The following is a 20,478-nucleotide window of genomic DNA, read 5'->3' on the forward strand; positions in this document are numbered from 1 at the left end:
ACGCGGGTGCCGGTCGCCATCCCCCGGCGGCCCCTTTCCCGCCGTACGCGGGTGCCGGTCGCCGTCGCCGCGTCGCCGCGGGTGGTCGCCGCCCCGCCGCCGCGTAGCTGCGGGCAGTCGTGCCGCTGGGGCGGCACGGGTGGGCGCAGCGGCACCCCGCAGCGCCGGGCCACGCGTCTCCTCGCCCCGCCCCCGCCCCGGCCCACCGGGAAACGCCGGGACGCGGACCGCCCCACCCCGGGCCACCGGACGACGCCGGGGCGCGACCCACCCCGGGGCACCTACAGGCGGGACACGTTTCGTTCGTACACCAGCCGCAATCCCATCAGCGTCAGCCACGGCTCGTGCTCGTCGATGACCGACGCCTCGCCCAGCACCATCGGCGCCAGCCCACCCGTCGCGATGACGGTGACGTCGTCCGGGTCGTCGGCCAGCTCGCGGGCCATGCGGTTGACCACCCCGTCGACCTGACCGGCGAAGCCGTACACGATGCCCGACTGCATCGCCTCGACCGTGTTCTTGCCGATCACGCTCCGCGGCCGGGCCACCTCGATCTTGCGGAGCTGGGCGCCCTTGACGCCGAGCGCCTCGACCGAGATCTCGATGCCGGGCGCGATGACCCCGCCGATGTACTCCCCGCGCGCGCTGACCGCGTCGAACGTCGTCGCCGTGCCGAAGTCCACGACGATCGCCGGGCCGCCGTACAGCTCGACCGCGGCGACCGCGTTGATGATGCGGTCGGCGCCGACCTCCTTGGGGTGGTCGGTGAGGATCGGGACGCCGGTCTTGACGCCCGGTTCGACGAGGACCGCGGGGACGTCGCCGTAGTAGCGGCGGGTGACCTCGCGCAGTTCGTGGAGCACCGAGGGGACGGTCGCGCAGATGGCGATGCCGTCGATGCCGTCGCCCAGTTCGTCGCCCAGCAGCGGGTGCATGCCCATCAGGCCCTGGAGCAGGACCGCCAGTTCGTCGGCCGTACGGCGCGAGTCCGTGGAGATGCGCCAGTGCTCGACGATGTCCTCGCCGTCGAACAGGCCGAGGACGGTGTGCGTGTTGCCTACGTCGATCGTCAGCAGCATGGCCCTACTCCGCCGCTCGCAGGTCCAGGCCGATGTCCAGGATCGGGGAGCTGTGGGTGAGGGCACCCACGGCGAGGTAGTCGACGCCCGTGTCGGCGTACGCCTTGGCGTTGCCGAGGGTGAGGCGGCCCGAGGCTTCCAGTGCCGCGCGGCCGGCGACCAGGGCCACCGCCTCCTCGCACTCGTCGGGCGTGAAGTTGTCCAGCAGGATCAGGTCCGCGCCCGCGTCCACGACCTCGCGCAGCTGGTGCAGGGTGTCGACCTCGACCTCGATGGGCAGGTCGGGGTAGCGCTCGCGCACGGCCGTGAAGGCCTCCGCGACGCCGCCCGCGGCGACCACGTGGTTGTCCTTGACGAGGGCCGCGTCCGAGAGGGACATGCGGTGGTTGACGCCGCCGCCGCAGCGGACCGCGAACTTCTCCAGGCCGCGCAGGCCGGGCGTGGTCTTGCGGGTGTCGCGGACCTTGGCCTTCGTGCCGTCCAGGGCGTCCGCCCACGCGCGCGTGGCCGACGCGATGCCCGACATGCGGCACAGCAGGTTCAGGGCGCTGCGCTCGGCGGTGAGGATGTCGCGGGTGCGGGTGGTGACGGACAGGAGCTTCTGGCCCGCCTCCACGCGGTCGCCGTCCTCGACGTGGCGCTCCACCTCGAACTCGTCCGTGCAGACGATGGAGAGCACCGCCTCGGCGACCCTGAGGCCGGCCACGACGCCCGCCTCGCGCGCGGTGAAGTCGGCCGTGGCCACGGCGTCCTCGGGGATGGTGGCGACGGTCGTCACGTCCACGCCGCCCGCCAGGTCCTCCTGGACGGCGACGTTCGCGATGTCCTCGACCTCCACGGGGTCGAGTCCGGAGTCCAGCAGGAGTGCCGCGAGCGCGGGGTCGAGGCCGCACTCCAGGTAGGCGTCTTCTTCGGTGTCCGCGCCGCAGGCGCAGCCGTCGCCGCAGCCTCCGCCGGAGGCGAGGGGGAGTTCGGTGGGGTCGGAGGGGTTCACTGCTGTCACTGCTCCTGGGGACGGTGCGTCGGCTGGGCGCCGTGGACGGTCGGGGGGAATTCTGGCGTGTCCGTGGTGTGCACGGCGAGGGTGCGGTCCGGGTTCAGCCGTACGACGACGTGGCGGCGCCACGCCGTGTCGTCGCGGTCTGCGCGGTCCTCGCGCCAGTGGCAGCCGCGGGTCTCCTCGCGCCGTGCCGCCGCGGCGACCAGGACGCGGGCCACGCACAGGAGGTTGGTCGCCTCCCAGGTGTCGACGCCCGGCTCGGAGGTCTTGCCGTTCTCGTGCAGGGCCTCGCGCGCCTCGGTGTGCAGGCCGTGCAGCAGGTCGGCCGCGCGCGTGAGGGAGTCGGCCGAGCGCAGGATGCCGGCGCCCTCCGACATGATCCGCTGGACGGTGAGGCGGGCCTCGGGCGGGAGGAGCGGGTGCTCCGGGTGGTACGGGTGCGGGAGGGGGGCGGGTACGCGCGCGCGGAGGGTGCCGTCCAAGTGGCCGGCCGCCACGTCGGCGGCGATGCGCTCGGCGTAGACGAGGCCTTCCAGCAGGGAGTTGGAGGCCAGGCGGTTGGCGCCGTGCACGCCGGTGCAGGCGACCTCGCCGCACGCGTACAGGCCGGGGACCGTCGTGCGGCCGTGGTCGTCGGTGCGGACGCCGCCCGAGGCGTGGTGGGCGGCCGGGGCGACGGGGATCGGCTCGGTGACCGGGTCGATGCCGTGGGCGCGGCAGGCGGCGAGGATCGTCGGGAAGCGGTGCTCCCACATGTCGGCGCCGAAGTGGCGCCCGTCCAGGTACACGTGCTCGGTGCCCTGCTCCTGCATGCGGCGGGTGATGCCCTTGGCGACGACGTCGCGGGGGGCGAGTTCGGCGAGCTCGTGCTGCCCCAGCATGAAGCGCTCGCCGTCCGCGTCCACCAGGTGGGCGCCCTCGCCGCGTACCGCCTCGGAGACCAGGGGCTGCTGGCCCTCGGCGTCCGCGCCCAGGAACAGGACCGTGGGGTGGAACTGCACGAATTCGAGGTCGCTCACCTCGGCGCCCGCGCGCAGGGCGAGGGCCACGCCGTCGCCCGTGGAGACGGACGGGTTCGTCGTCGCCGAGAAGACCTGGCCCATGCCGCCGGTGGCCAGGACGACCGCGGGGGCGTGGACCGCACCGACGCCGTCGTGCTGGCCCTCGCCCATGACGTGCAGGGTGACACCCGCGGTGCGGCCCTCGGCGTCCGTGAGGAGGTCGAGGACCAGGGCGTTCTCGACGGTGCGCAGTCCACGCGCGCGTACCGCCTCGACCAGGGCGCGGGAGATCTCGGCGCCCGTGGCGTCGCCGCCCGCGTGGGCGATGCGGCGGCGGTGGTGCCCGCCCTCGCGGGTGAGGGCCAGGCCGCCCTCGGCCGACTCGTCGAAGTGCGCGCCGGTCGCGATGAGGCGGCGTACGGCGCCTGGGCCCTCGGTCACCAGGATGCGGACCGCTTCCTCGTCGCACAGGCCGGCGCCGGCGACCAGCGTGTCGTCCAGGTGCTGTTCGGGGGTGTCGCCCTCGCCGAGGGCCGCGGCGACGCCGCCCTGCGCCCAGCGGGTGGAGCCGTCGTCCAGGCGGGCCTTGGTGACGACGACGGTGCTCAGGCCGGCCGCCTCGCAGCGCAGGGCCGCGGTGAGGCCCGCGATGCCGGAGCCGACGACCACCACGTCTGCGGTGACGGCCCAGCCGGGCGCGGGGGCGTGCAGTCGTATGCCTGTGCTGGTCACGAGGCGGCTCCGAGGGTTCCGAAGGTGAGGTGGACGTTGTCGATCAGGCGGGTCGCGCCGACCCGGGCGGCGACGGCGAGGACGGCTTCGCCGGTGTGGTCGTCGCCGATCTCGGTGAAGTCGGAGGGGTCGACCAGGGCGAGGTAGTCCAGCTCCAGGGACGGGGTGGCCCGGGCGGCGTCGTCCAGCACCAGGCGGGCGGCGTCCCGGACGGCCGTGGCGCTGCCGGGGGCGGAGGTGGCCACGGCGTGGGCGTCGGCCGCCGCGCGGGACTCGCCCAGGGCGCCCAGCGCCTCGGCGCGGGCACGGGTGGCGGGCACTTCGCGGGCCCGCGCGCGCAGCGCCTCCTGGGCGGCGTGCCGGTCCTGGCCGGCGAAGAGCGCCTGCGAGAGGGCGAGGGCGGTGCGGCGCTCCGCCGTCGAGAGGTAGCGGTTGCGGCTGGACAGGGCCAGGCCGTCCTCCTCGCGCACGGTGGGGACGCCGACGATCTCCACGCCGAAGTTCAGGTCGCGGACCATGCGGCGGATCAGCGCGAGCTGCTGGGCGTCCTTCTGGCCGTAGAGCGCGAGGTCGGGGCGGGTGAGGTGGAGCAGCTTGGCGACGACGGTGAGCATGCCGTCGAAGTGGCCGGGGCGGGAGGCGCCCTCCAGGCGTTCCCCCATGGGGCCCGCGCTGACGCGCACCTGCGGTTCGCCGCCCGGGTAGACCTCGTCGACGGAGGGTGCGAAGACGGCGTCGGCGCCCGCCCGTCCGGCGATCTCCAGGTCGGCGTCCAGGGTGCGCGGGTAGCGGTCGAGGTCCTCGCCGGCGCCGAACTGGAGCGGGTTCACGAAGACCGTGACGATGACCTCGCCGTCCGCGCCGACGAGGTCGCGCGCCGTGCGGATCAGGGTGGCGTGGCCCTCGTGCAGGGCGCCCATGGTCATCACGACGGCCCGGCGGCCGCTGCGTACACGCGCGTGCAGCTCGTCAGCGGTGCGCAGCAGGACGGGCGGGGTGGTGGTCATCGGGCGCCTCCGTCGGTGCCTTCGGGGCCCTCGGGGCCGGGGTCTTCGTCGGTGGCGGGCCGCGCGTCCCTGCCCTTGCCGGTGCCCGTGTCTCCCGAGGGACCCGTGGCTCCGGAGGCGCCCGTGGCTCCGTCGGCGAGCACCCCGAGCAGGTCCTCGGCGAGTTCGGCCTTCAGCAGCCCGTGGTCCAGGGCGCGGTCTGCGGTGGCACGGGCCATCGCGAGGTAGCCGGCGACGGCCTGCGGGGCATGGGCGCGCAGCTCCACGATGTGCGCGGCGACGGTGCCGGCGTCCCCGCGCGCGACGGGACCGGTGAGGGCCGCGTCGCCGGAGCGCAGGGCGTTGTCGAGGGAGGCGCCGAGCAGCGGGCCGAGCATCCGGTCGGGGGCCGCGACGCCGGCGGTGCGCAGCAGCTCCATGGACTGGGCGACCAGGGTGATCAGGTGGTTGGAGCCCAGGGCGAGCGCCGCGTGGTACAGCGGGCGCCGGTCCTCGGCGATCCACTCCGGCTCGCCGCCCATCTCGATGACCAGGGCCTCGGCGGCCAGCCGCAGTTCCTCGGGCGCGGTGACGCCGAAGGAGCAGCCGGCCAGGCGCTGGACGTCCACGGGGGTGCCGGTGAAGGTCATCGCGGGATGCAGGGCCAGCGGCAGGGCGCCGGCGCGCAGCGCGGGGTCCAGGACCCGGGCGCCGTACCGCCCGGAGGTGTGCACCAGCAGCTGGCCCGGACGCACCGCGCCGGTCTCGGCGAGTCCGGCCACCAGGCCGGGCAGGGCGTCGTCCGGGACGGTCAGCAGAACCAGCTCGGCGCGCCCGAGGACCTCGGCCGGCGTCATGAGCGGCACGTCGGGCAGGAGGGCGGCGGCCCGCCTCCGGGAGGCGTCGGAGACTCCGGAGACGGCCACCGGGCGGTGCCCGGCGAGCTGCAGGGAGGCGGCCAGCGCGGGACCCACCCGCCCGGCGCCGACAACGCCTACGGTGAGCCGCGCGGGGCGGTCCTTGGGGTCTGGCTGTGGGGCTGTGTTCACGCGACGGCGGCCTTCCCGTTCCAGTCCGCTCGGGGTACCGGACGATTTCTCGTCATGTTAACGCGATCGGTCCGGGCGGCGTCCGGTTGTCCACAGGCTGTGGGTTTCCGTTCGGCGGCGGAGCACCCGCCTCGCGCGCGTGTCGGAACGTGTGCGCAGGCCCGGGTGCCCGGCGCGCGGTCCGCGCGACATGATCCCTGCATGAACGACACGGCAGACCAGGAAGAGACGGCAGGACGGGCCGAAACGGCGGACCAGGCCGAAACGGCAGGACGCGCCGAAACGGAGGAGGAGCGGAACGCGCGCCGCCGGGAACGGCGCACGGCCGCCCTGCGCGGCGCGCGGCGCGTGCTCGCCCGCCCGGGCTTCACCACGACCCTGCGGGAGCGCATCGCCCTGCTCGACGGGGCCGAGGAGCTGTACGACCTCGACGAGCCCGCCGACCTGTACGGCAACGGCATCGTGGCGGACCTGGAGGACAGGACCGCCGCGCTGCTCGGCCAGGAGGCGGCCGCCTTCTTCCCGACCGGCACCATGGCCCAGCAGGTGGCCCTGCGCTGCTGGGCGGGGCGCACCGGCAACCCGGTCGTCGCCCTGCACGGGCTCGGGCACCCCGAGGTGCACGAGCGGAACGCCTTCAGCCGGGTCAGCGGCCTGCGTCCGGTACGGCTGACCGACGCGCCCCGGCAGCCGACCGCCGACGAAGTGCGCGGCTTCGAGGAGCCGTTCGGGACGCTGATGCTGGAACTGCCGCTGCGGGAGGCCGGATACCTGCTGCCCACCTGGGAGGAACTCACCGAGGTCGTCGAGGCCGCTCGCGAGCGCGACGCGGTGGTGCACTTCGACGGGGCCCGCCTGTGGGAGTGCACCGTCCACTTCGGCCGCCCGCCGTCCGAGATCGCGGGCCTGGCGGACAGCGTGTACGTCTCGTTCTACAAGTCCCTCAAGGGCTACGGCGGCGCCGCTCTCGCCGGGCCCCGGACCCTGATCGAGGAGGCGAAGGCCTGGCGGCACCGGTACGGCGGCCAGGTGTTCCAGCAGTTCCCCACGGTGCTGTCCGCCCTGGCCGGACTGGAGCGCGAGCTGCCCCGGCTGCCGCGGTACGTGGCCCACGCGCGCGTGGTGGCCGACGCGCTGCGCGAGGGCCTCGCGGCGACCGGCCTGCCGTGGGCGCGGGTGCACCCCGAGGTGCCGCACACCCACGAGTTCCAGGTCTGGCTGCCCTGCGACGCCGACACCGCGAGCGAGGCGGCGCTCCGGCAGGCCGAGGAGACCGGGACGATGCTGTTCTCCCGCCCCTGGAGCGGGGCCGGCCCCGGGATCGCCAGGACCGAGGTCGGTGTGGACGAGTCGGGACTCGACTGGACGGCCGACGAGGTGCGGGCGGCGGTCGTCGACTTCGCGGCCCGGCTGAAGGCCTGACGGCGGCATCGGACCGCCCTGGTCAACCGTTCGCGGCCGCTGGGGGCCTGGCATGCCGGTCTCGCGCCGCCCCGGGTCAGCCTTGGCGGCCCGGCCGGGGCCCGACCTGCCGGTCCCGCACCGCCCGGTCGGCTCGGGACGTGCGGCGCCACAGGGTCCACCGGAGGCGCAGGGCACGCCGTACGGGGCCGTGCGCGGGGCGGCCGGCGAGCACGGCCCGGAACCGGCGGCGGCCGTGCCACTCGCGCACGAGCCGCAGGTCGTGCGCGCCCGGTGCGGGCGGCACGGGCTCGCCGAGCTGCCGGGCACGGTAGGCGTCGAGGAGGTACTGCTGCGTGATGCTCACGGCGGATCACCTTCGTCGGAAGAGCGCGCACATGGGGGCGTGACGGGGGAGAAGGAAGGAGGGAGGAAGGGGCTCCGCGGCTGCCCCGGTGAACCCAGCCTGCGCCGGCCCCCGCCCTTCGGTCGCGCCGATTGACCGCCGCCGTCAATCGGCGGCGGCGTTGTCGGTGGCGCCGTGCACCATGGGGTCATGAGCGTGCGCATCGACATCACGGGGCTGCGGCCGGAGAGAATCGCCGTCGTGCCCTCTCCCCTGGCCGAGCTGGGCATGGCGCTGCACGCGCTGTCCGAGCCGGCCCACCACCCGGGCCTGCAGGGCTGGGCGACGGGCGTCACCGCCCGGCTCGACTCGCATCTGGCCGACCGGATGTGCGAGGCCGACTTCCTGTGGCGGACGACCTTCTCGGACCTGTTCATGCCGTTCGCCGGGGTGCCGGGCCGCAGCACCCTGCCCGGTGCCACCCTCGCCGACGACCTCGACCTGCTCGACAAGCTGTCCGACGAGCAGTTCGTCGACGCGGCCCTGGAGTTCACCTGCGCGCTGCCGTACAGCACCGGTGGGGTCTCGGCGCTCGACGACCCCGAGGTGCGCCGGCGCGCGCTGGACCTGGCCGCCGCGCGGGGACCGCAGCAGCTGCGGTTCAGCGAGCGGCTGCTGGCCGACCCGCCGCGGATCCGGGACTGGCTGCGGCAGTTCGCGCGGGACTGCGACGAGGCCTTCTTCGCCGAGGCCTGGTCCCGGTTGCAGCACCAGCTCGCGGCGGACGCCCGGCGCAAGACGGACCTGCTGCGCCACAAGGGCCTCGCCGAGGCGCTGGCCGCCGTGTCCCCCGCGGTGACCCTGGACGAGGACGCCGCCCGGATCACCGTCGACAAGCTGGGTGACGGCCGTTCGGCGACGGCGGACGGCGGTCTGCTGCTGGTCCCGACCAGTCTCGGCTGGCCGCACCTGATGGTCCTGCACCGGCACGGCTGGCAGCCGGTGCTGCACTACCCGGTCGGCTCTCCCGAGCTGGCCTCACCGCCCTCGGTGGAGCAGCTCACGATGCGGATGTCCGCGCTGTCCCACCCCGTACGGATGAGGATCTGCCGGTATCTGGCCCGCAGCGCGTACACCACCGGCGAGCTGGCGCAGGTGCACGGCATGACGGCGCCCGAGATATCCCGCCACCTGGGCGTGCTGAAGAAGGCCGGGTTGATCACCACGCGGCGCCGCGGCCGGTACGTCCTGCACCAGCTGGACGTCACGGTGGTGGCCCGCCTGGGCAGCGACTTCCTGGAGGGCATCCTGCGCTAGGCGGTACGCGGGACGGATGCCCGCTCGGGCAGTCGCCCGCCCGCACACTCGCCCGCGCAACAGCCGGTCACTCGGGGAATTCGCTCGGCCGTACGTGCCGTACGTGCCGTAAGGCCGCACGCCGGCCCCTCCCGCCCGCCCGCCACCGCCGTCGCGCCGGCGTCAGCCCTGTCCGCCGCCCGCCCGTACCAGCCCGGTCTCGTAGGCCAGGACCACCACCTGCACGCGGTCGCGCAGGTTCAGCTTGGTCAGGATGCGGCCCACGTGGGTCTTCACGGTCGCCTCCGACAGCACGAGCCGCGCCGCGATCTCGCCGTTGGACATGCCCTGCGCCACCAGCACCATCACCTCGCGCTCCCGCTCGGTGAGCCGCTGCAGCTCCTTCTGCCGGGGCTCCTGGCCGGTGGCCGGCAGCATCGGCGCGAAGCGGTCCAGGAGGCGCCGGGTGGTGGACGGGGCGACCACCGCGTCGCCGCTGTGCACGGAGCGGATCGCGGCGAGCAGCTCGCCGGGCGGCACGTCCTTGAGCATGAAGCCGGAGGCACCCGCCTTCAGCGCCGAGAACGCGTACTCGTCGAGGTCGAAGGTGGTCAGGATCAGCACCTTCGGCGCGTTCGGGTCCACGCAGATCCGGGCGGTGGTCTCCACGCCGTCGAGCTTGGGCATGCGGACGTCCATCAGGACGACGTCCACGGCGGTCGAGCGCAGCACCTGGAGCGCCTCGACGCCGTCGCCCGCCTCCGCGACGACCTCCATGTCCGGCTGGGCCGCCAGCACCATCCGGAACCCGGTGCGCAGCAGCACCTGGTCGTCGACGAGCATCACGCGGATCGCCATCGGGCCTCTTCTTCCTCTGCCTTACAGGTGTCAGTGCCGTACGTGCGTACGGTCTTCGGTGGTCAGTGCGCGGGCTTCAGCGGCAGCAGCGCACTGATGCGGAATCCTCCGCCCGGACGCGGACCGGCGTCCAGGGTCCCGCCGACCATGCCGATGCGCTCGCGCATGCCGATCAGACCGTGGCCCTGGCCGTCGAAGCCGCCCTCCTCGTACAGCTCGTGGGGGGCGCCCTTGCCGTCGTCCTCGATGAGCAGTCCGAGACCGTCGTCGAAGTAGACCAGGCGCACGCTCGCGCCCGCGTTCTCCCCGCCGTGCTTGCGGGTGTTGGTCAGCGCCTCCTGCACGATGCGGTACGCGGTCAGCTCCACGCCGCTCGGCAGCTGCCGCGGGGTGCCCTCGACCTTGAAGTCGACGGGCAGCCCGGAGGTCCGGCACTGCTCGACGAGGTCCTCGATCTGCTGGACGTCGGGCTGCGGGACGTACTCCCCGGCCTCCTTGTGCTCGCCGGTGCGCAGCACGCCGAGCAGGCGGCGCATTTCGGCGAGCGCCTGCCGGCCGGTGGAGGAGATGGTCTCCAGGGCCTTCTTCGCCTGCTCGGGTGCCGCGTCCAGGACGTAGGCGGCCCCGTCGGCCTGCACCACCATGACGGACACGTTGTGGGCGACGACGTCGTGCAGCTCGCGCGCGATCCGGGCGCGCTCCGCGGCGACCGCGACCTTGGCCTGTGCCTCGCGCTCCTTCTCCAGCCGGGTCGCGCGCTCCTCCAGCTGCGCGAAGTAGGCGCGGCGGGTACGGACGGAGTCACCGAGCACCCAGGCCAGGGCGAAGGGCACCGCCTGGAAGACCGTGACGGCGATGGTGGCGCCCATGCTCAGCTCGCTGTCGGACCAGCGCAGCTGGGCGAGGGGCGCCGCGCACAGACCGGTGGCCAGCGCGGTACGGGAGGCCCAGCGGGCACCGGTCGCCGCCACGGTGTAGACGATCACCAGGAAGGCGAAGTCGGCGGGCATCGTCGAGACGTCGAGCACCAGCTGCCCCACGCCGAGGGCGATGACGAGCAGCAGCATCCGCTCCGGCGTCCGCTGCCGCAGGGCGATCACGACACTGAGCAGCACCACGAACAGAAGGATCAGCGCCAGGTTGTCCGTCCCGTCCACCCGCGTCCCCGGGGTCGCCGCGGACACGACGGAGATCCCGAGCACGACGAGGGCCCAGAAGGTGTCGACCCCGGTCGGGTGTCTGCGGAGGAAGTCATAGAGGCGCTGCACGTGACCCAGCGTAGGGAAGCGGAATAGGTGCAGGGGTCAACCGGAGGACCGATCCGCATCCCCCGCGCGTACTCCGCAAGGTGGAGGCTCCGATCTCCTGTGCACTTCCGCGCCCCTAGCCTGGTTCTGTGACAGCAGGGGCAGCAGGGGCATCAGGGCCCGGAGGGGCTCCGGAGACGCACGGGGAATGGCGGGGCTGGCGCGAGGCCGCGCAGCACGCCCTCTACGGACCGCGGGGTTTCTACCGCGCGGGGGCGGAGGGCCCCGCCGGGCACTTCCGCACGTCCGTGCACGCGTCGCCGCTGTTCGCGGGGGCGGTGGCGCGGTTGCTGTGCCGGGTCGACGAGGCGCTGGGGCGGCCCGCCGCGCTGGACTTCGTGGACATGGCGGCCGGACGGGGCGAGCTGGTCACCGGGGTGCTGGCGGCCCTGCCCGCCGACGTGGCGGCGCGCACGCGGGCGTACGCCGTCGAGGTCGCCGCCCGCCCCGCGGGGCTCGACCGGCGGGTCCGGTGGCTCGCGGAGCCGCCGCCCGGCGTCACCGGGCTGCTGTTCGCCAACGAGTGGCTGGACAACGTGCCGGTGGAGGTGGCCGAGGTGGACGCCGGGGGCGTGGCGCGCCGGGTGCTCGTCCGCGGCGACGGCACCGAGCGGCTCGGGGAGCCGGTGACCGGGGCGGAGGCCGAGTGGCTGGCCCGCTGGTGGCCGCTGACCGGCGAGGAGGGGCTGCGGGCGGAGATCGGCCTCCCCCGTGACGAGGCCTGGGCGTCCGCCGTGGCGGCGCTCGACGGCGGGGACGGCGGACTCGCGGTGGCCGTCGACTACGCGCACACCGCGGCCGCCCGCCCGCCGTTCGGGACGCTCACGGGCTTCCGGGAGGGCCGGGAGACGGAGCCGGTGCCCGACGGGTCGTGCGACATCACCGCGCACGTCGCACTGGACGCGTGCGCGGCCGCCCACGCCGCGAGGTGCGCTCCGGGACAGCCACCCCGGGATGCGCTCGTGCGCCCCCAGCGCGAGGTCCTGCGGGCGCTCGGTGTCACCGGCGCACGCCCCCCGCTCGCGCTGGCGTCCACGGACCCGGCGGCGTACGTCCGGGGTCTCGCGAGCGCCTCCCAGGCCGCCGAGCTGACCGCGCCGGGCGGACTGGGAGACTTCGTCTGGCTGCTCCAGCCGGTGGGCGCGGTGGACGCCGCCGCGCTACTTGTCGATGTCGCCGACCACGAAGAACAGTGACCCCAGGATCGCGACCATGTCCGCGACCAGCGTCCCGGGCAGCAGATCGGCCAGCGCCTGGATGTTGTTGTACGAGGCCGAGCGCAGCTTCAGCCGGTACGGGGTCTTCTCGCCCTTGCTGACCAGGTAGTAGCCGTTGATGCCGAGCGGGTTCTCGGTCCAGGCGTAGGTGTGGCCCTCGGGCGCCTTCAGCACTTTGGGGAGACGCTGGTTGACCGGTCCGGGCGCCAGTTCGGCCAGGCGGTCCAGGCAGGCGTCCGCGAGGTCGAGGGCGTTGTGCGTCTGCGCCAGGAGGCACTCGAAGCGGGCCAGGCAGTCGCCCTCGGCGCGGGTGACGACCTCGAGGGTGTCCTGGAGTTCGCCGTAGGCGAGGTACGGCTCGTCGCGGCGCAGGTCGAAGTCGACGCCGGAGGCCCGCGCGATGGGACCGCTGACGCCGTAGGCGTGCACGGCCTCGGCGGACAGGGCGCCCACGCCCCGCGTACGCCCGCGGAAGATCTCGTTGCCGAGCACCAGGTCGTCGAAGACGTCCATGCGCGAGCGCACGGCGGCGACGGCGGCACGCGCGCGCGTGCTCCAGCCCGCCGGGAGATCCTCCTTGAGGCCGCCGACCCGGTTGAACATGTAGTGCATGCGCCCGCCGGAGACCTCCTCCATCACGTTCTGGAGGACCTCCCGCTCCCGGAACGCGTAGAAGACCGGGGTGATGCCGCCCAGCTCCAGCGGGTACGACCCCAGGAACATCAGGTGGTTGAGCACCCGGTTCAGCTCGGCCAGCAGGGTCCGCGTCCACACCGCGCGCGGGGGGACCTCCATGCCGAGCATCCGCTCGACGGCGAGGACGACGCCCAGCTCGTTGGAGAACGCCGACAGCCAGTCGTGGCGGTTGGCGAGCATGATGATCTGACGGTAGTCACGGGCCTCGAACAGCTTCTCCGCGCCGCGGTGCATGTAGCCGATCACCGGCTCCGCGCTGGTGATGCGCTCGCCGTCCAGCACCAGCTTGAGTCGCAGCACGCCGTGGGTGGACGGGTGCTGCGGCCCGATGTTGAGCACCATGTCGGTGCTCTCCGCGGCGCCGCCGATTCCGACCATGGTCTCCGTCGTAGGAGTCATGAACCCAGTCTCCCCTACGTACGCTGGCCCCATGGAGACGGGGAGCCCGGACGACACGGGCACGGCGGGGACGACCGGGGCGACAGGCCCGGAGCGGTCGGAGGGACCAGTGGGACCAGCGGGACCAGCGGGACCAGCACGGGAGATCCCGGTGTGGTCGGGCCTGCCACCGGGGCTACTGCACATGCGGCGGTTGCTGCTGGTCGTGTGGCTGGGGCTGCTGGCGCTCGCCGCCGGCGTGCTGCCCGCGCTGTTCCTCGCCCCCTCCTGGGCCGCCCTGGCGCTCCTGCCGCTGGCCCTGCTGGCCTGGGGCTGGGTGATGCTGGCACGCAACTGGCGCTCCTGGCGGTACGCCGAGCGCGCCGACGACCTGCTGATCAGCCGGGGCGTGCTGTGGCGGGAGGAGACCGTGGTCCCGTACGGGCGCATGCAGCTGGTCGAGGTGACCTCCGGGCCGGTCGAACGGCACTTCGGCCTGGCCAGCGTCCAGTTGCACACGGCCGCCGCCGCGACGGACGCGACCATCCCCGGCCTCGACCCGGCCGAGGCGGAACGCCTCCGCGACCGCCTCACCGAGCTGGGCGAGGCCCGATCGGCGGGCCTGTGAACGGGCCCGGCGTCGAGGGAAGCCCACCCGAGGACGTGACGACGGGGCACGAGACCACGGGCGCGAACAGCTCTGCGCACGGTAAGCCCGGACCGGCAGCCGGGACGGGCACGGCGGGCGAGCCCGTTCCGACCGACCGCAGCGTCCCGACCGGCACACCCGGCCGGACAGCTCGCACCGGCACGTCCGGGGCCCCGGACACCGCACCGCGGGAACCGGGACACGGCCCCGCCGGGGCCCCCACCGCGGCCCCCACCACCCGTACGGCGCCCTCCTCGCCCGAGGCCGCAGGGGCTGACCGTGCCGACACCGGCACCGGCCCCGGCACCGGCACCGGCACCGGCACCGGCACCGGGGCAACCGGACCCGCCGCCGGCAGCACCGCCCCCGGCGTCGTGGAGCGCCGCCTGCACCCCGTCACGCCCCTGCGGCGGGCGTGGGCGCCGGTCGCCGTGCTCGTCGGGTGGGCCGTGCACGATCCCGATCAGGCGCAGCGCCAACTGACCCGGCTGACCACGACCCACCTCCTGATCGGCGTCGCCGTACTGATCCCGGCCGCCGCCCTGTACGGCTTCCTCACCTGGTGGTTCACCCACTACGCGGTGACCGACACCGAGCTGCGGATCCGTACCGGACTGCTGTTCCGCCGCACCGCGCACATCCGCCTGGAACGCATCCAGGCGATCGACGTGACCCAGCCCCTGCTGGCCCGGGTCGCGGGGGTCGCCAAACTCAAGCTCGACGTCATAGGCACCGGCAAGAAGGACGAGCTGGCCTTTCTCGGCGCCGCCGAGGCACGTGGGCTGCGGGCCGAGCTGCTCGCGCGCGCGGCCGGGTTCGCGCCGGAGACGGCGCACGAGGTCGGCGAGGCTCCCGCACGGCAGCTGCTGCGGGTGCCGCCCGGCGTCCTCGCCGTGTCCCTCCTGCTCACCGGCGCGACCTGGGGCACCCTGCTCGCCGCCGTGATCGTGCCGACACTGCTGTGGCTGGCCACCCACAACCTGTGGACGGTGCTGGCGACCGCCCTGCCGCTGGTGGGCGCCGCGGGCGCGAGCAGCGCGGGCCGGTTCGTCGGGGAGTACGACTGGACGGTGGCCGAGTCCCCCGACGGCCTCCGCCTCGACCACGGCCTGCTGGACCGCGCCCACGAGACGGTGCCGCCCGGGCGGGTGCAGACCGTGCGCATCGTGGAGCCGCTGCTGTGGCGGCGCCGCCACTGGGTGCGGGTCGAGCTGGACGTGGCCGGGTCGTCGAACTCCGTCCTGCTGCCGGTCGCCCCGCGCGAGATCGCCGAGTCGGTCGTCGCGCGGGTGCTGCCCGGGGTGACCGTGCCGGCGGATCCGGAGCTGTCCCGCCCGCCGCGGCGTGCGGCCCGGTGCCGGCCGCTGTGGTGGCGCGGCCACGGCCTCGCCGTCACCGACGCGGTCTTCGCCGCCCGCTACGGACTGCTGCGTCGCAGCCTGGCGCTGGTGCCCCACGCCAAGGTGCAGAGCGTGCGCCTGACGCAGGGGCCGTGGCGGCGCGCCCTGCGGCTGGCCGACGTCCACGTGGACACGGGGGCGAACAAGACCGTGACGACACGGCTGCGCGACGCCGACGAGGCGGCACGGCTGCTGCACAGCCAGGCCGAACGCTCCCGGACCGGCCGCCGGGACGCGCTCCCCGACCGCTGGATGGCCTGAGCCGGCCCCCGGGCCGGCCTGCGGGCGTGTGGGGCGCGGCGGGTCAGGAGACCGCGCTGCGCAGCCCCTGTACGTCGATCTGCTCGGTCTCGTCGTGGGCCGTCAGGTCGATCACCTGGCCCACACCCCGGGACTCCTCACCGGCCTGCTTGAAGGAGACCTCGGCCTCGGCCTTGTGGAGGGCGAGCGCCTCCTGGCCGACCACGTCGGCGAGATCCTCGTTCTGGACGGTCTCCAGGGCGGCGTCGGACACTCCGGCCCCGTCCGCCGTCCGTGCCGCGTCCTCGGGGTGCTTGGTGCCGAAGAAGTCGAAGTCGCCCTCGACCACCGGACGCCGCGCCGGGGCCGCCGGTACGACGGCCACCGCGGTCGGCACCGTGAAGTGCCCCTCGGTCCGCCGGGTGGACTGCGTGGGCTGCGGGGGCTGGGTGGACTGCGCGGGCCGCTCGTCGATGGAAGCGGCCGGGGAGGCGGCGGCGCTGCGCTCGTGGCCGTCGGCCGCCTCGGACTGCCCCTCTGCCTCGCCCTCCTCCTGCCCCGCCTCGGCCGCCGCGACCCTCTCGCCACCGCCGTCACCACCGCCGTCACCGTCGGAGCCGTCGGCGGCTCCGGCCCGGTCGCCACCGTCCGGACCGGAGGGCGCGCCGTCGTCGAGACGGGAAAGTGCGGCGTTCGCGCGCAGGAACAGCCGGGAGCCCTCGGGCGAGAAGACCGCCGGAACGGCGGCCTCTTCGGCACCCCCGCTCTCCTCGGCTGACACGTCCTGCCCCGACGCGCCCGGCGTCTCCTGCTCCGAAGCGCCCGGTGCCTCCTGGGCCGGCGCGGTGCGGGCCGCCGGCAGCGCGGGCGTCTGCGGCGCGGCCTCGATCTCGAGCAGGCGGCGGCCCTCCAGCGCGCTGGCCCGCTCGGTCTCCGCCGTGGCGTAGCGCCGCAGCAGCGAGGCGTGCTCGTTGCGCAGCCCCGCCAGCTCCGTGCGCTTGGCCCGCAGCCGGTGCTCCAGCTTCTGCCGCAGCTCGCGCGACTCCTCCAGGTCGGACTCCAGTTCGGCGACCCGCTCCTCGAACCGCCACTCGTCACTGGCCCGCGCGCGCGCGAGGTCGGCGACCTGCCGGCCCGCCTGCGTGTCCCAGTGGCGCATGACGACCGCGCCGACCACGGCCGTCACCGCGGCGGCAGCGGCCAGTACGCGCAGGATCAGAGCGTCGCTGAACAACCAGGGCGCGAGGGCGCAGACGACCGAGACACCTGCGATCGCCGAGGGAGGAAGCAGCCTGTGCAGAGGCGGGGAATGGCGGTGACGTCCACGTGGCATGGCCAGAAACTTACCGCGCGTAGGCGAATCTTGGCGCCCCGCCCCGTAAAAACACGACCATCTCCGACGTGTTCACAGGGTGCAGGGAATCCACATCCCCGGCAGCGGCCGAATTACACCGGCATTTCAAGATCATTTATGCGTGCGGCCACCGCTCAACCGCTCGTCCAGCCAGCGCAGCGTCGCGGGAATCTCCCGCCGCCAGGTATTGAAGTTGTGCCCGCCGCTTTCCAGGATGATCGACGAGATCCGCGTCGGCCTCTTCTCCTTCACCAGCCCGATGAACTTCAGCGTGTCCTTGTAGTTCGTCTCGCCGGTCCTGCTGCTGGTGACGAGCAGTGAAGTGTCCGGAGCGGGCTTGTTCTTGAGGTACCACCACAGGCTGGCCCGGTTCTCGCGGTCCTTGTCGCCCTGGAAGAGATCACCCGTGGTGGGGTCCTTCGGCGCGTCGTAGTACGGAGAGAGCCCGGCCCCGGCGGCGTACACCTCGGGATGGTGCGCGGCGAGCTTGAGGGCGCAGTAACCGCCGGTCGAGTTGCCGACGACACCCCAGCTCCGCGGCCCCTTGTCCACCCGGTAGTGAGCGCTCACCGCTTCGGGAAGGTCCTTCGCGAAGAACGACTCCGTCTGCGGACCGCCCGGTACGTCCACGCACTCCGTGTCCCGCGGCGGCGCCACGGTGGGCCGCAGCATCACCAGGATCGTCGGCCGCATCCGGCCGGCCTTCGCCAGCTCCAGTGCCGTGCGCGGGTAATGGAGTTTGTCCACCAGTGCCTCGGCGGTACCCGGATAGCCGGTCAGGACCACGGCCGCGGGAAAAGTACGGGTCCGGTGCCGGTCCTGGAAGTACTCCGGCGGCAGATACACGAACGCGGGTGACGCGATCCGTGTCGTACGCCCGACGACCCGTATCTCCTCGACCCGCCCCGAGACCTGGGGCAGCGCCCCGCCCCCGTGCGTCACTCCTCGCCCGCCGACTACACGCAACGGCGCATCGCTCGCGCCGGCGGAGTGGTCCACGACCACGCCCTGCCCGTCCTCCCGTCCGAAGAGGTCGGCCCAACTCCCGTAGAAACCGAAGGACTGATTGGCGACCAGACCCACCGCCGCGAACAGCGCGACCTGGGTGGCCAGCAGCAGACCCACCCTCCCCAGGACGGCCCGCACGCTCCGCCCGGCCAGCCGCGGCCACAGCCACACCGTCCCGGCGAACAGCAGCACGCCCGCCGACACCGCCAGCGCCAACACCTTGTCGCTCGTCAGACCCATGCCTCGCCACCCGCCCGAACTTCCCGTGCGCCCGTCCGTACGGGCTTTCCGATCAAGGGAGTGAACCTCTCCCTCCGAGACACCGTCCTAGAGGGCGCAATGTTGCCGGATGCCCGAAACGGGCCCGGATCCACGGTCTCTCGCAGAACTAACAGGTGCGATGTCTGTCAGGACAGATGAGGAAATGTCGGGCGCGGTTCCGGCGAGGTCCACCCTCGTACGTCACATACCGCGGGGCCCTCGCCCGGAGAACGTCCCCCTCTTCGTCGGCCGCGCCTGCGCGCTCGTCGGACTGCTGGACATCGCCGCCGGTGTCTTCCCCCGGTTCCGGCACAGTCGTATGCACGCCCTCGCCGAAGTCCTGCCGGGCGCCTTCGGCCCCTTCGCCGCGGCCCTCTCCCTCAGCGCCGGTGTGCTGCTCCTCCTGCTCGCCCACGGCCTCAAGCGCCGCAAGCGCCGGGCCTGGCGGGCGGCCGTGGCCCTGCTTCCGCTCGGCGCGGTGGCCCAGTTCACCTACCGCCACTCCCTCCTCGGCGCGGTGATCTCGCTGGCCCTGCTGGTCCCCCTCCTGCGCCACCGCGCCGAGTTCGCCGCCCTTCCCGACCCGCGCAGCCGCTGGCGGGCACTGGCCAACTTCGTCCTGATGGCCGCCGGTTCCCTCACCCTGGGCCTGTTCGTGGTCAGCGCCCACCCGCACCGCATGCTCGGCGACCCGAGCCTGGCCGACCGCATCACCCACGTCCTGTACGGCCTGTTCGGCGTCGAGGGCCCGGTCGACTACCGGGGCAACACCACCTGGACGGTCGCCTTCTCCCTGGGCGCCCTCGGCCTGCTGACCGCCGTCACCACCATCTACCTGGCGTTCCGCCCCGAACACCCCGCGGCTTCCCTCACCGAGGACGACGAGCTGCGCCTGCGCGCCCTCCTCGCCCGGCACGGCGGCCGCGACTCCCTCGGCCACTTCGCGCTGCGCCGCGACAAGGCAGTGGTCTTCTCCCCCAGCGGCAAGGCCGCCGTCACCTACCGCGTCGTCTCCGGCGTGATGCTGGCCAGCGGCGATCCGATCGGCGACGTCGAGGCGTGGCCGGGTGCCATCGAACGCTTCATGGACGAGGCCCGCGCCCACTCCTGGACGCCCGCCGTGATGGGCTGCTCCGAGACCGGCGGCGAGGTCTGGACCCGTGAGACCGGTCTCGACGCCCTCGAACTGGGCGACGAGGCGGTGGTGGACGTGGTGGATTTCTCCCTCGCCGGCCGCGCGATGCGCAACGTGCGCCAGATGGTCAAGCGCATCGAGCGCGCCGGTTACGAGACGCGGGTGCGGCGGGTGGCTGACCTCTCCGACGCCGAACTCGACCGCGTACGCCGCGCCGCCGACGCGTGGCGCGGCACGGACACCGAGCGCGGCTTCTCCATGGCCCTGGGCCGCGTCGGCGACCCGTCCGACGGCGACTGCCTGATCGCGACGGCCCACAAGCACGACGCCGAGCCGGGCGAGTTCGGCGACCTGAAGGCGGTCCTGCACTTCGTGCCGTGGGGCACCGACGGGGCGTCCCTCGACCTCATGCGCCGCGACCGCGCGGCCGACCCCGGCATGAACGAACTCCTGATCGTGGCCGCGCTCCAGGCCGCCCCCAAGCTGGGCGTCGCGCGGGTGTCGCTGAACTTCGCGATGTTCCGCGCGGCGCTCGCGCGGGGCGAGAAGATCGGCGCGGGCCCGGTCCTGCGCGCCTGGCGCGGGCTGCTGGTCTTCCTCTCCCGGTGGTTCCAGATCGAGTCTCTGTACAAGTTCAACGCGAAGTTCCGGCCCCGGTGGGAGCCGCGCTTCGTGGTCTACCGCCGCTCCGCCGACCTGCCCCGCATCGGCTTCGCCGCGATGCAGGCGGAGGGGTTCGTGACGGTACCGCTGCCGCGCTTCCTCCGACGCCGGAGGCCGGCGCGGCGGCCCTGCGCCCACCAGGTCCCGGCGCGGGCGGCGTGAGCCGGCCGGTGCCCTGACACCGGCCTTGCGACCCGGCCGCCCCGGGGGTCGCGACCCGGCGTCGTCCGGTGGGCCGGGGCGGGGCGGTCCGCGTCCCGGCGTTTCCCGGTGGGCCGGGGTGGGGCGGTCCGCGTCCCGGCGTTTCCCGGTGGGCCGGGGTGGTTGCAGGCGCGAGGAGACGCGTACCCGGCGTTGCGGGGTGCCGCTGCGCCCACCCGTGCCGCCCCAGCGGCACGACTGCCCGCAGCTGGGGGCGGGCC

At 74.2% G+C, this 20,478-nt stretch carries 17 protein-coding genes; 6 read left to right on the top strand and 11 right to left on the bottom strand.

The window, feature by feature from the left end; all coding sequences use genetic code 11:
- Positions 1 to 281 precede the first annotated feature (281 nt).
- From EV562_RS34645 to EV562_RS34665, 5 genes are read right to left on the bottom strand one after another with little or no spacing between them, the layout of a single operon-like run.
- Entirely contained in the window at positions 282 to 1,079 is a 798-nt protein-coding gene (locus EV562_RS34645; protein WP_133890834.1) for a type III pantothenate kinase, read from the bottom strand.
- A 4-nt stretch (positions 1,080 to 1,083) separates the two neighbouring features.
- Positions 1,084 to 2,073 carry a carboxylating nicotinate-nucleotide diphosphorylase gene (nadC, locus tag EV562_RS34650; RefSeq protein ID WP_133890848.1) on the bottom strand — a complete coding sequence of 330 codons (990 nt, stop codon included), beginning with the start codon at positions 2,071 to 2,073 and terminating at the stop codon, positions 1,084 to 1,086.
- Positions 2,074 to 2,078: 5 nt separating this feature from the next.
- Complete coding sequence (locus EV562_RS34655) at positions 2,079 to 3,812, bottom strand: L-aspartate oxidase (protein ID WP_133890835.1); 1,734 nt, start codon at positions 3,810 to 3,812, stop codon at positions 2,079 to 2,081.
- Positions 3,809 to 4,819 (bottom strand): pantoate--beta-alanine ligase, encoded by a 1,011-nt coding sequence (gene panC / locus EV562_RS34660; protein WP_133890836.1) that lies wholly within the window; start codon positions 4,817 to 4,819, stop codon positions 3,809 to 3,811. The genes EV562_RS34655 and panC overlap by 4 nt, the downstream gene beginning before the upstream one ends.
- Entirely contained in the window at positions 4,816 to 5,847 is a 1,032-nt protein-coding gene (locus EV562_RS34665; protein ID WP_133890837.1) for a DUF2520 domain-containing protein, read from the bottom strand. Before EV562_RS34665 ends, panC begins: the two co-directional genes overlap by 4 nt.
- A gap of 201 nt (positions 5,848 to 6,048) precedes the next feature.
- Between EV562_RS34665 and EV562_RS34670 the strand changes: the two genes are divergently transcribed.
- Complete coding sequence (locus tag EV562_RS34670) at positions 6,049 to 7,269, top strand: beta-eliminating lyase-related protein (RefSeq protein WP_133890838.1); 1,221 nt, start codon at positions 6,049 to 6,051, stop codon at positions 7,267 to 7,269.
- A gap of 76 nt (positions 7,270 to 7,345) precedes the next feature.
- Here EV562_RS34670 and EV562_RS34675 read toward each other — a convergent pair whose 3' ends face one another.
- Positions 7,346 to 7,615 (bottom strand): hypothetical protein, encoded by a 270-nt coding sequence (locus tag EV562_RS34675; protein WP_133890839.1) that lies wholly within the window; start codon positions 7,613 to 7,615, stop codon positions 7,346 to 7,348.
- A gap of 189 nt (positions 7,616 to 7,804) precedes the next feature.
- Between EV562_RS34675 and EV562_RS34680 the strand changes: the two genes are divergently transcribed.
- Positions 7,805 to 8,911: a DUF5937 family protein gene (locus EV562_RS34680; protein ID WP_133890840.1), complete on the top strand. Its 1,107-nt coding sequence runs from the start codon at positions 7,805 to 7,807 to the stop codon at positions 8,909 to 8,911.
- A gap of 162 nt (positions 8,912 to 9,073) precedes the next feature.
- On the opposite strand, the gene EV562_RS34685 is transcribed toward EV562_RS34680, so the two are convergent.
- Positions 9,074 to 9,748 (bottom strand): response regulator transcription factor, encoded by a 675-nt coding sequence (locus tag EV562_RS34685; RefSeq protein ID WP_133890841.1) that lies wholly within the window; start codon positions 9,746 to 9,748, stop codon positions 9,074 to 9,076.
- A 62-nt stretch (positions 9,749 to 9,810) separates the two neighbouring features.
- Positions 9,811 to 11,016, bottom strand: a complete 1,206-nt coding sequence (locus tag EV562_RS34690; protein WP_133890842.1) for a sensor histidine kinase — start codon at positions 11,014 to 11,016, stop codon at positions 9,811 to 9,813.
- A gap of 128 nt (positions 11,017 to 11,144) precedes the next feature.
- On the opposite strand from EV562_RS34690, the gene EV562_RS34695 reads away from it, so the two are divergent.
- The gene (locus tag EV562_RS34695; RefSeq protein WP_133890843.1) at positions 11,145 to 12,251 is read left to right on the top strand and encodes an SAM-dependent methyltransferase; all 1,107 of its coding nucleotides are present in this window, start codon (positions 11,145 to 11,147) and stop codon (positions 12,249 to 12,251) included.
- Here EV562_RS34695 and EV562_RS34700 read toward each other — a convergent pair.
- Positions 12,216 to 13,367 carry an NADH-quinone oxidoreductase subunit D gene (locus EV562_RS34700; RefSeq protein ID WP_133890844.1) on the bottom strand — a complete coding sequence of 384 codons (1,152 nt, stop codon included), beginning with the start codon at positions 13,365 to 13,367 and terminating at the stop codon, positions 12,216 to 12,218. The two genes, EV562_RS34695 and EV562_RS34700, sit on opposite strands and share 36 nt — an antisense overlap.
- 31 nt (positions 13,368 to 13,398) lie before the next feature.
- Here EV562_RS34700 and EV562_RS34705 point away from each other — a divergent pair, with 31 nt between their 5' ends.
- Positions 13,399 to 13,974 carry a PH domain-containing protein gene (locus EV562_RS34705; RefSeq protein ID WP_166662165.1) on the top strand — a complete coding sequence of 192 codons (576 nt, stop codon included), beginning with the start codon at positions 13,399 to 13,401 and terminating at the stop codon, positions 13,972 to 13,974.
- A gap of 395 nt (positions 13,975 to 14,369) precedes the next feature.
- Complete coding sequence (locus EV562_RS34715; protein WP_133890845.1) at positions 14,370 to 15,656, top strand: PH domain-containing protein; 1,287 nt, start codon at positions 14,370 to 14,372, stop codon at positions 15,654 to 15,656.
- Between the two features lie 43 nt (positions 15,657 to 15,699).
- Here EV562_RS34715 and EV562_RS34720 read toward each other — a convergent pair whose 3' ends face one another.
- Positions 15,700 to 16,968, bottom strand: coding sequence for a hypothetical protein (locus EV562_RS34720; protein WP_166662166.1), 1,269 nt, complete (start codon positions 16,966 to 16,968; stop codon positions 15,700 to 15,702).
- Between the two features lie 132 nt (positions 16,969 to 17,100).
- Entirely contained in the window at positions 17,101 to 18,237 is a 1,137-nt protein-coding gene (locus EV562_RS34725) for an alpha/beta hydrolase-fold protein (RefSeq protein ID WP_133890846.1), read from the bottom strand.
- A gap of 184 nt (positions 18,238 to 18,421) precedes the next feature.
- On the opposite strand from EV562_RS34725, the gene EV562_RS34730 reads away from it, so the two are divergent.
- Positions 18,422 to 20,218, top strand: coding sequence for a phosphatidylglycerol lysyltransferase domain-containing protein (locus EV562_RS34730; protein WP_133890847.1), 1,797 nt, complete (start codon positions 18,422 to 18,424; stop codon positions 20,216 to 20,218).
- The last annotated feature ends 260 nt before the right edge of the window (positions 20,219 to 20,478 follow it).

It is taken from the genome of Streptomyces sp. BK208 (genome assembly GCF_004364245.1).
GTDB lineage: Bacteria > Actinomycetota > Actinomycetes > Streptomycetales > Streptomycetaceae > Streptomyces.

Excerpts from the sequence above, each read along its gene's own strand:
- EV562_RS34645 (WP_133890834.1), bottom strand. The coding sequence starts at position 1,079 with ATGCTGCTGACGATCGACGTAGGCAACACGCACACCGTCCTCGGCCTG.
- panC (WP_133890836.1), bottom strand. The coding sequence starts at position 4,819 with ATGACCACCACCCCGCCCGTCCTGCTGCGCACCGCTGACGAGCTGCAC.
- EV562_RS34670 (WP_133890838.1), top strand. The coding sequence starts at position 6,049 with ATGAACGACACGGCAGACCAGGAAGAGACGGCAGGACGGGCCGAAACG.
- EV562_RS34680 (WP_133890840.1), top strand. The coding sequence starts at position 7,805 with ATGAGCGTGCGCATCGACATCACGGGGCTGCGGCCGGAGAGAATCGCC.
- EV562_RS34685 (WP_133890841.1), bottom strand. The coding sequence starts at position 9,748 with ATGGCGATCCGCGTGATGCTCGTCGACGACCAGGTGCTGCTGCGCACC.
- EV562_RS34700 (WP_133890844.1), bottom strand. The coding sequence starts at position 13,367 with ATGACTCCTACGACGGAGACCATGGTCGGAATCGGCGGCGCCGCGGAG.
- EV562_RS34705 (WP_166662165.1), top strand. The coding sequence starts at position 13,399 with ATGGAGACGGGGAGCCCGGACGACACGGGCACGGCGGGGACGACCGGG.
- EV562_RS34720 (WP_166662166.1), bottom strand. The coding sequence starts at position 16,968 with ATGCCACGTGGACGTCACCGCCATTCCCCGCCTCTGCACAGGCTGCTT.
- EV562_RS34725 (WP_133890846.1), bottom strand. The coding sequence starts at position 18,237 with ATGGGTCTGACGAGCGACAAGGTGTTGGCGCTGGCGGTGTCGGCGGGC.
- EV562_RS34730 (WP_133890847.1), top strand. The coding sequence starts at position 18,422 with ATGTCGGGCGCGGTTCCGGCGAGGTCCACCCTCGTACGTCACATACCG.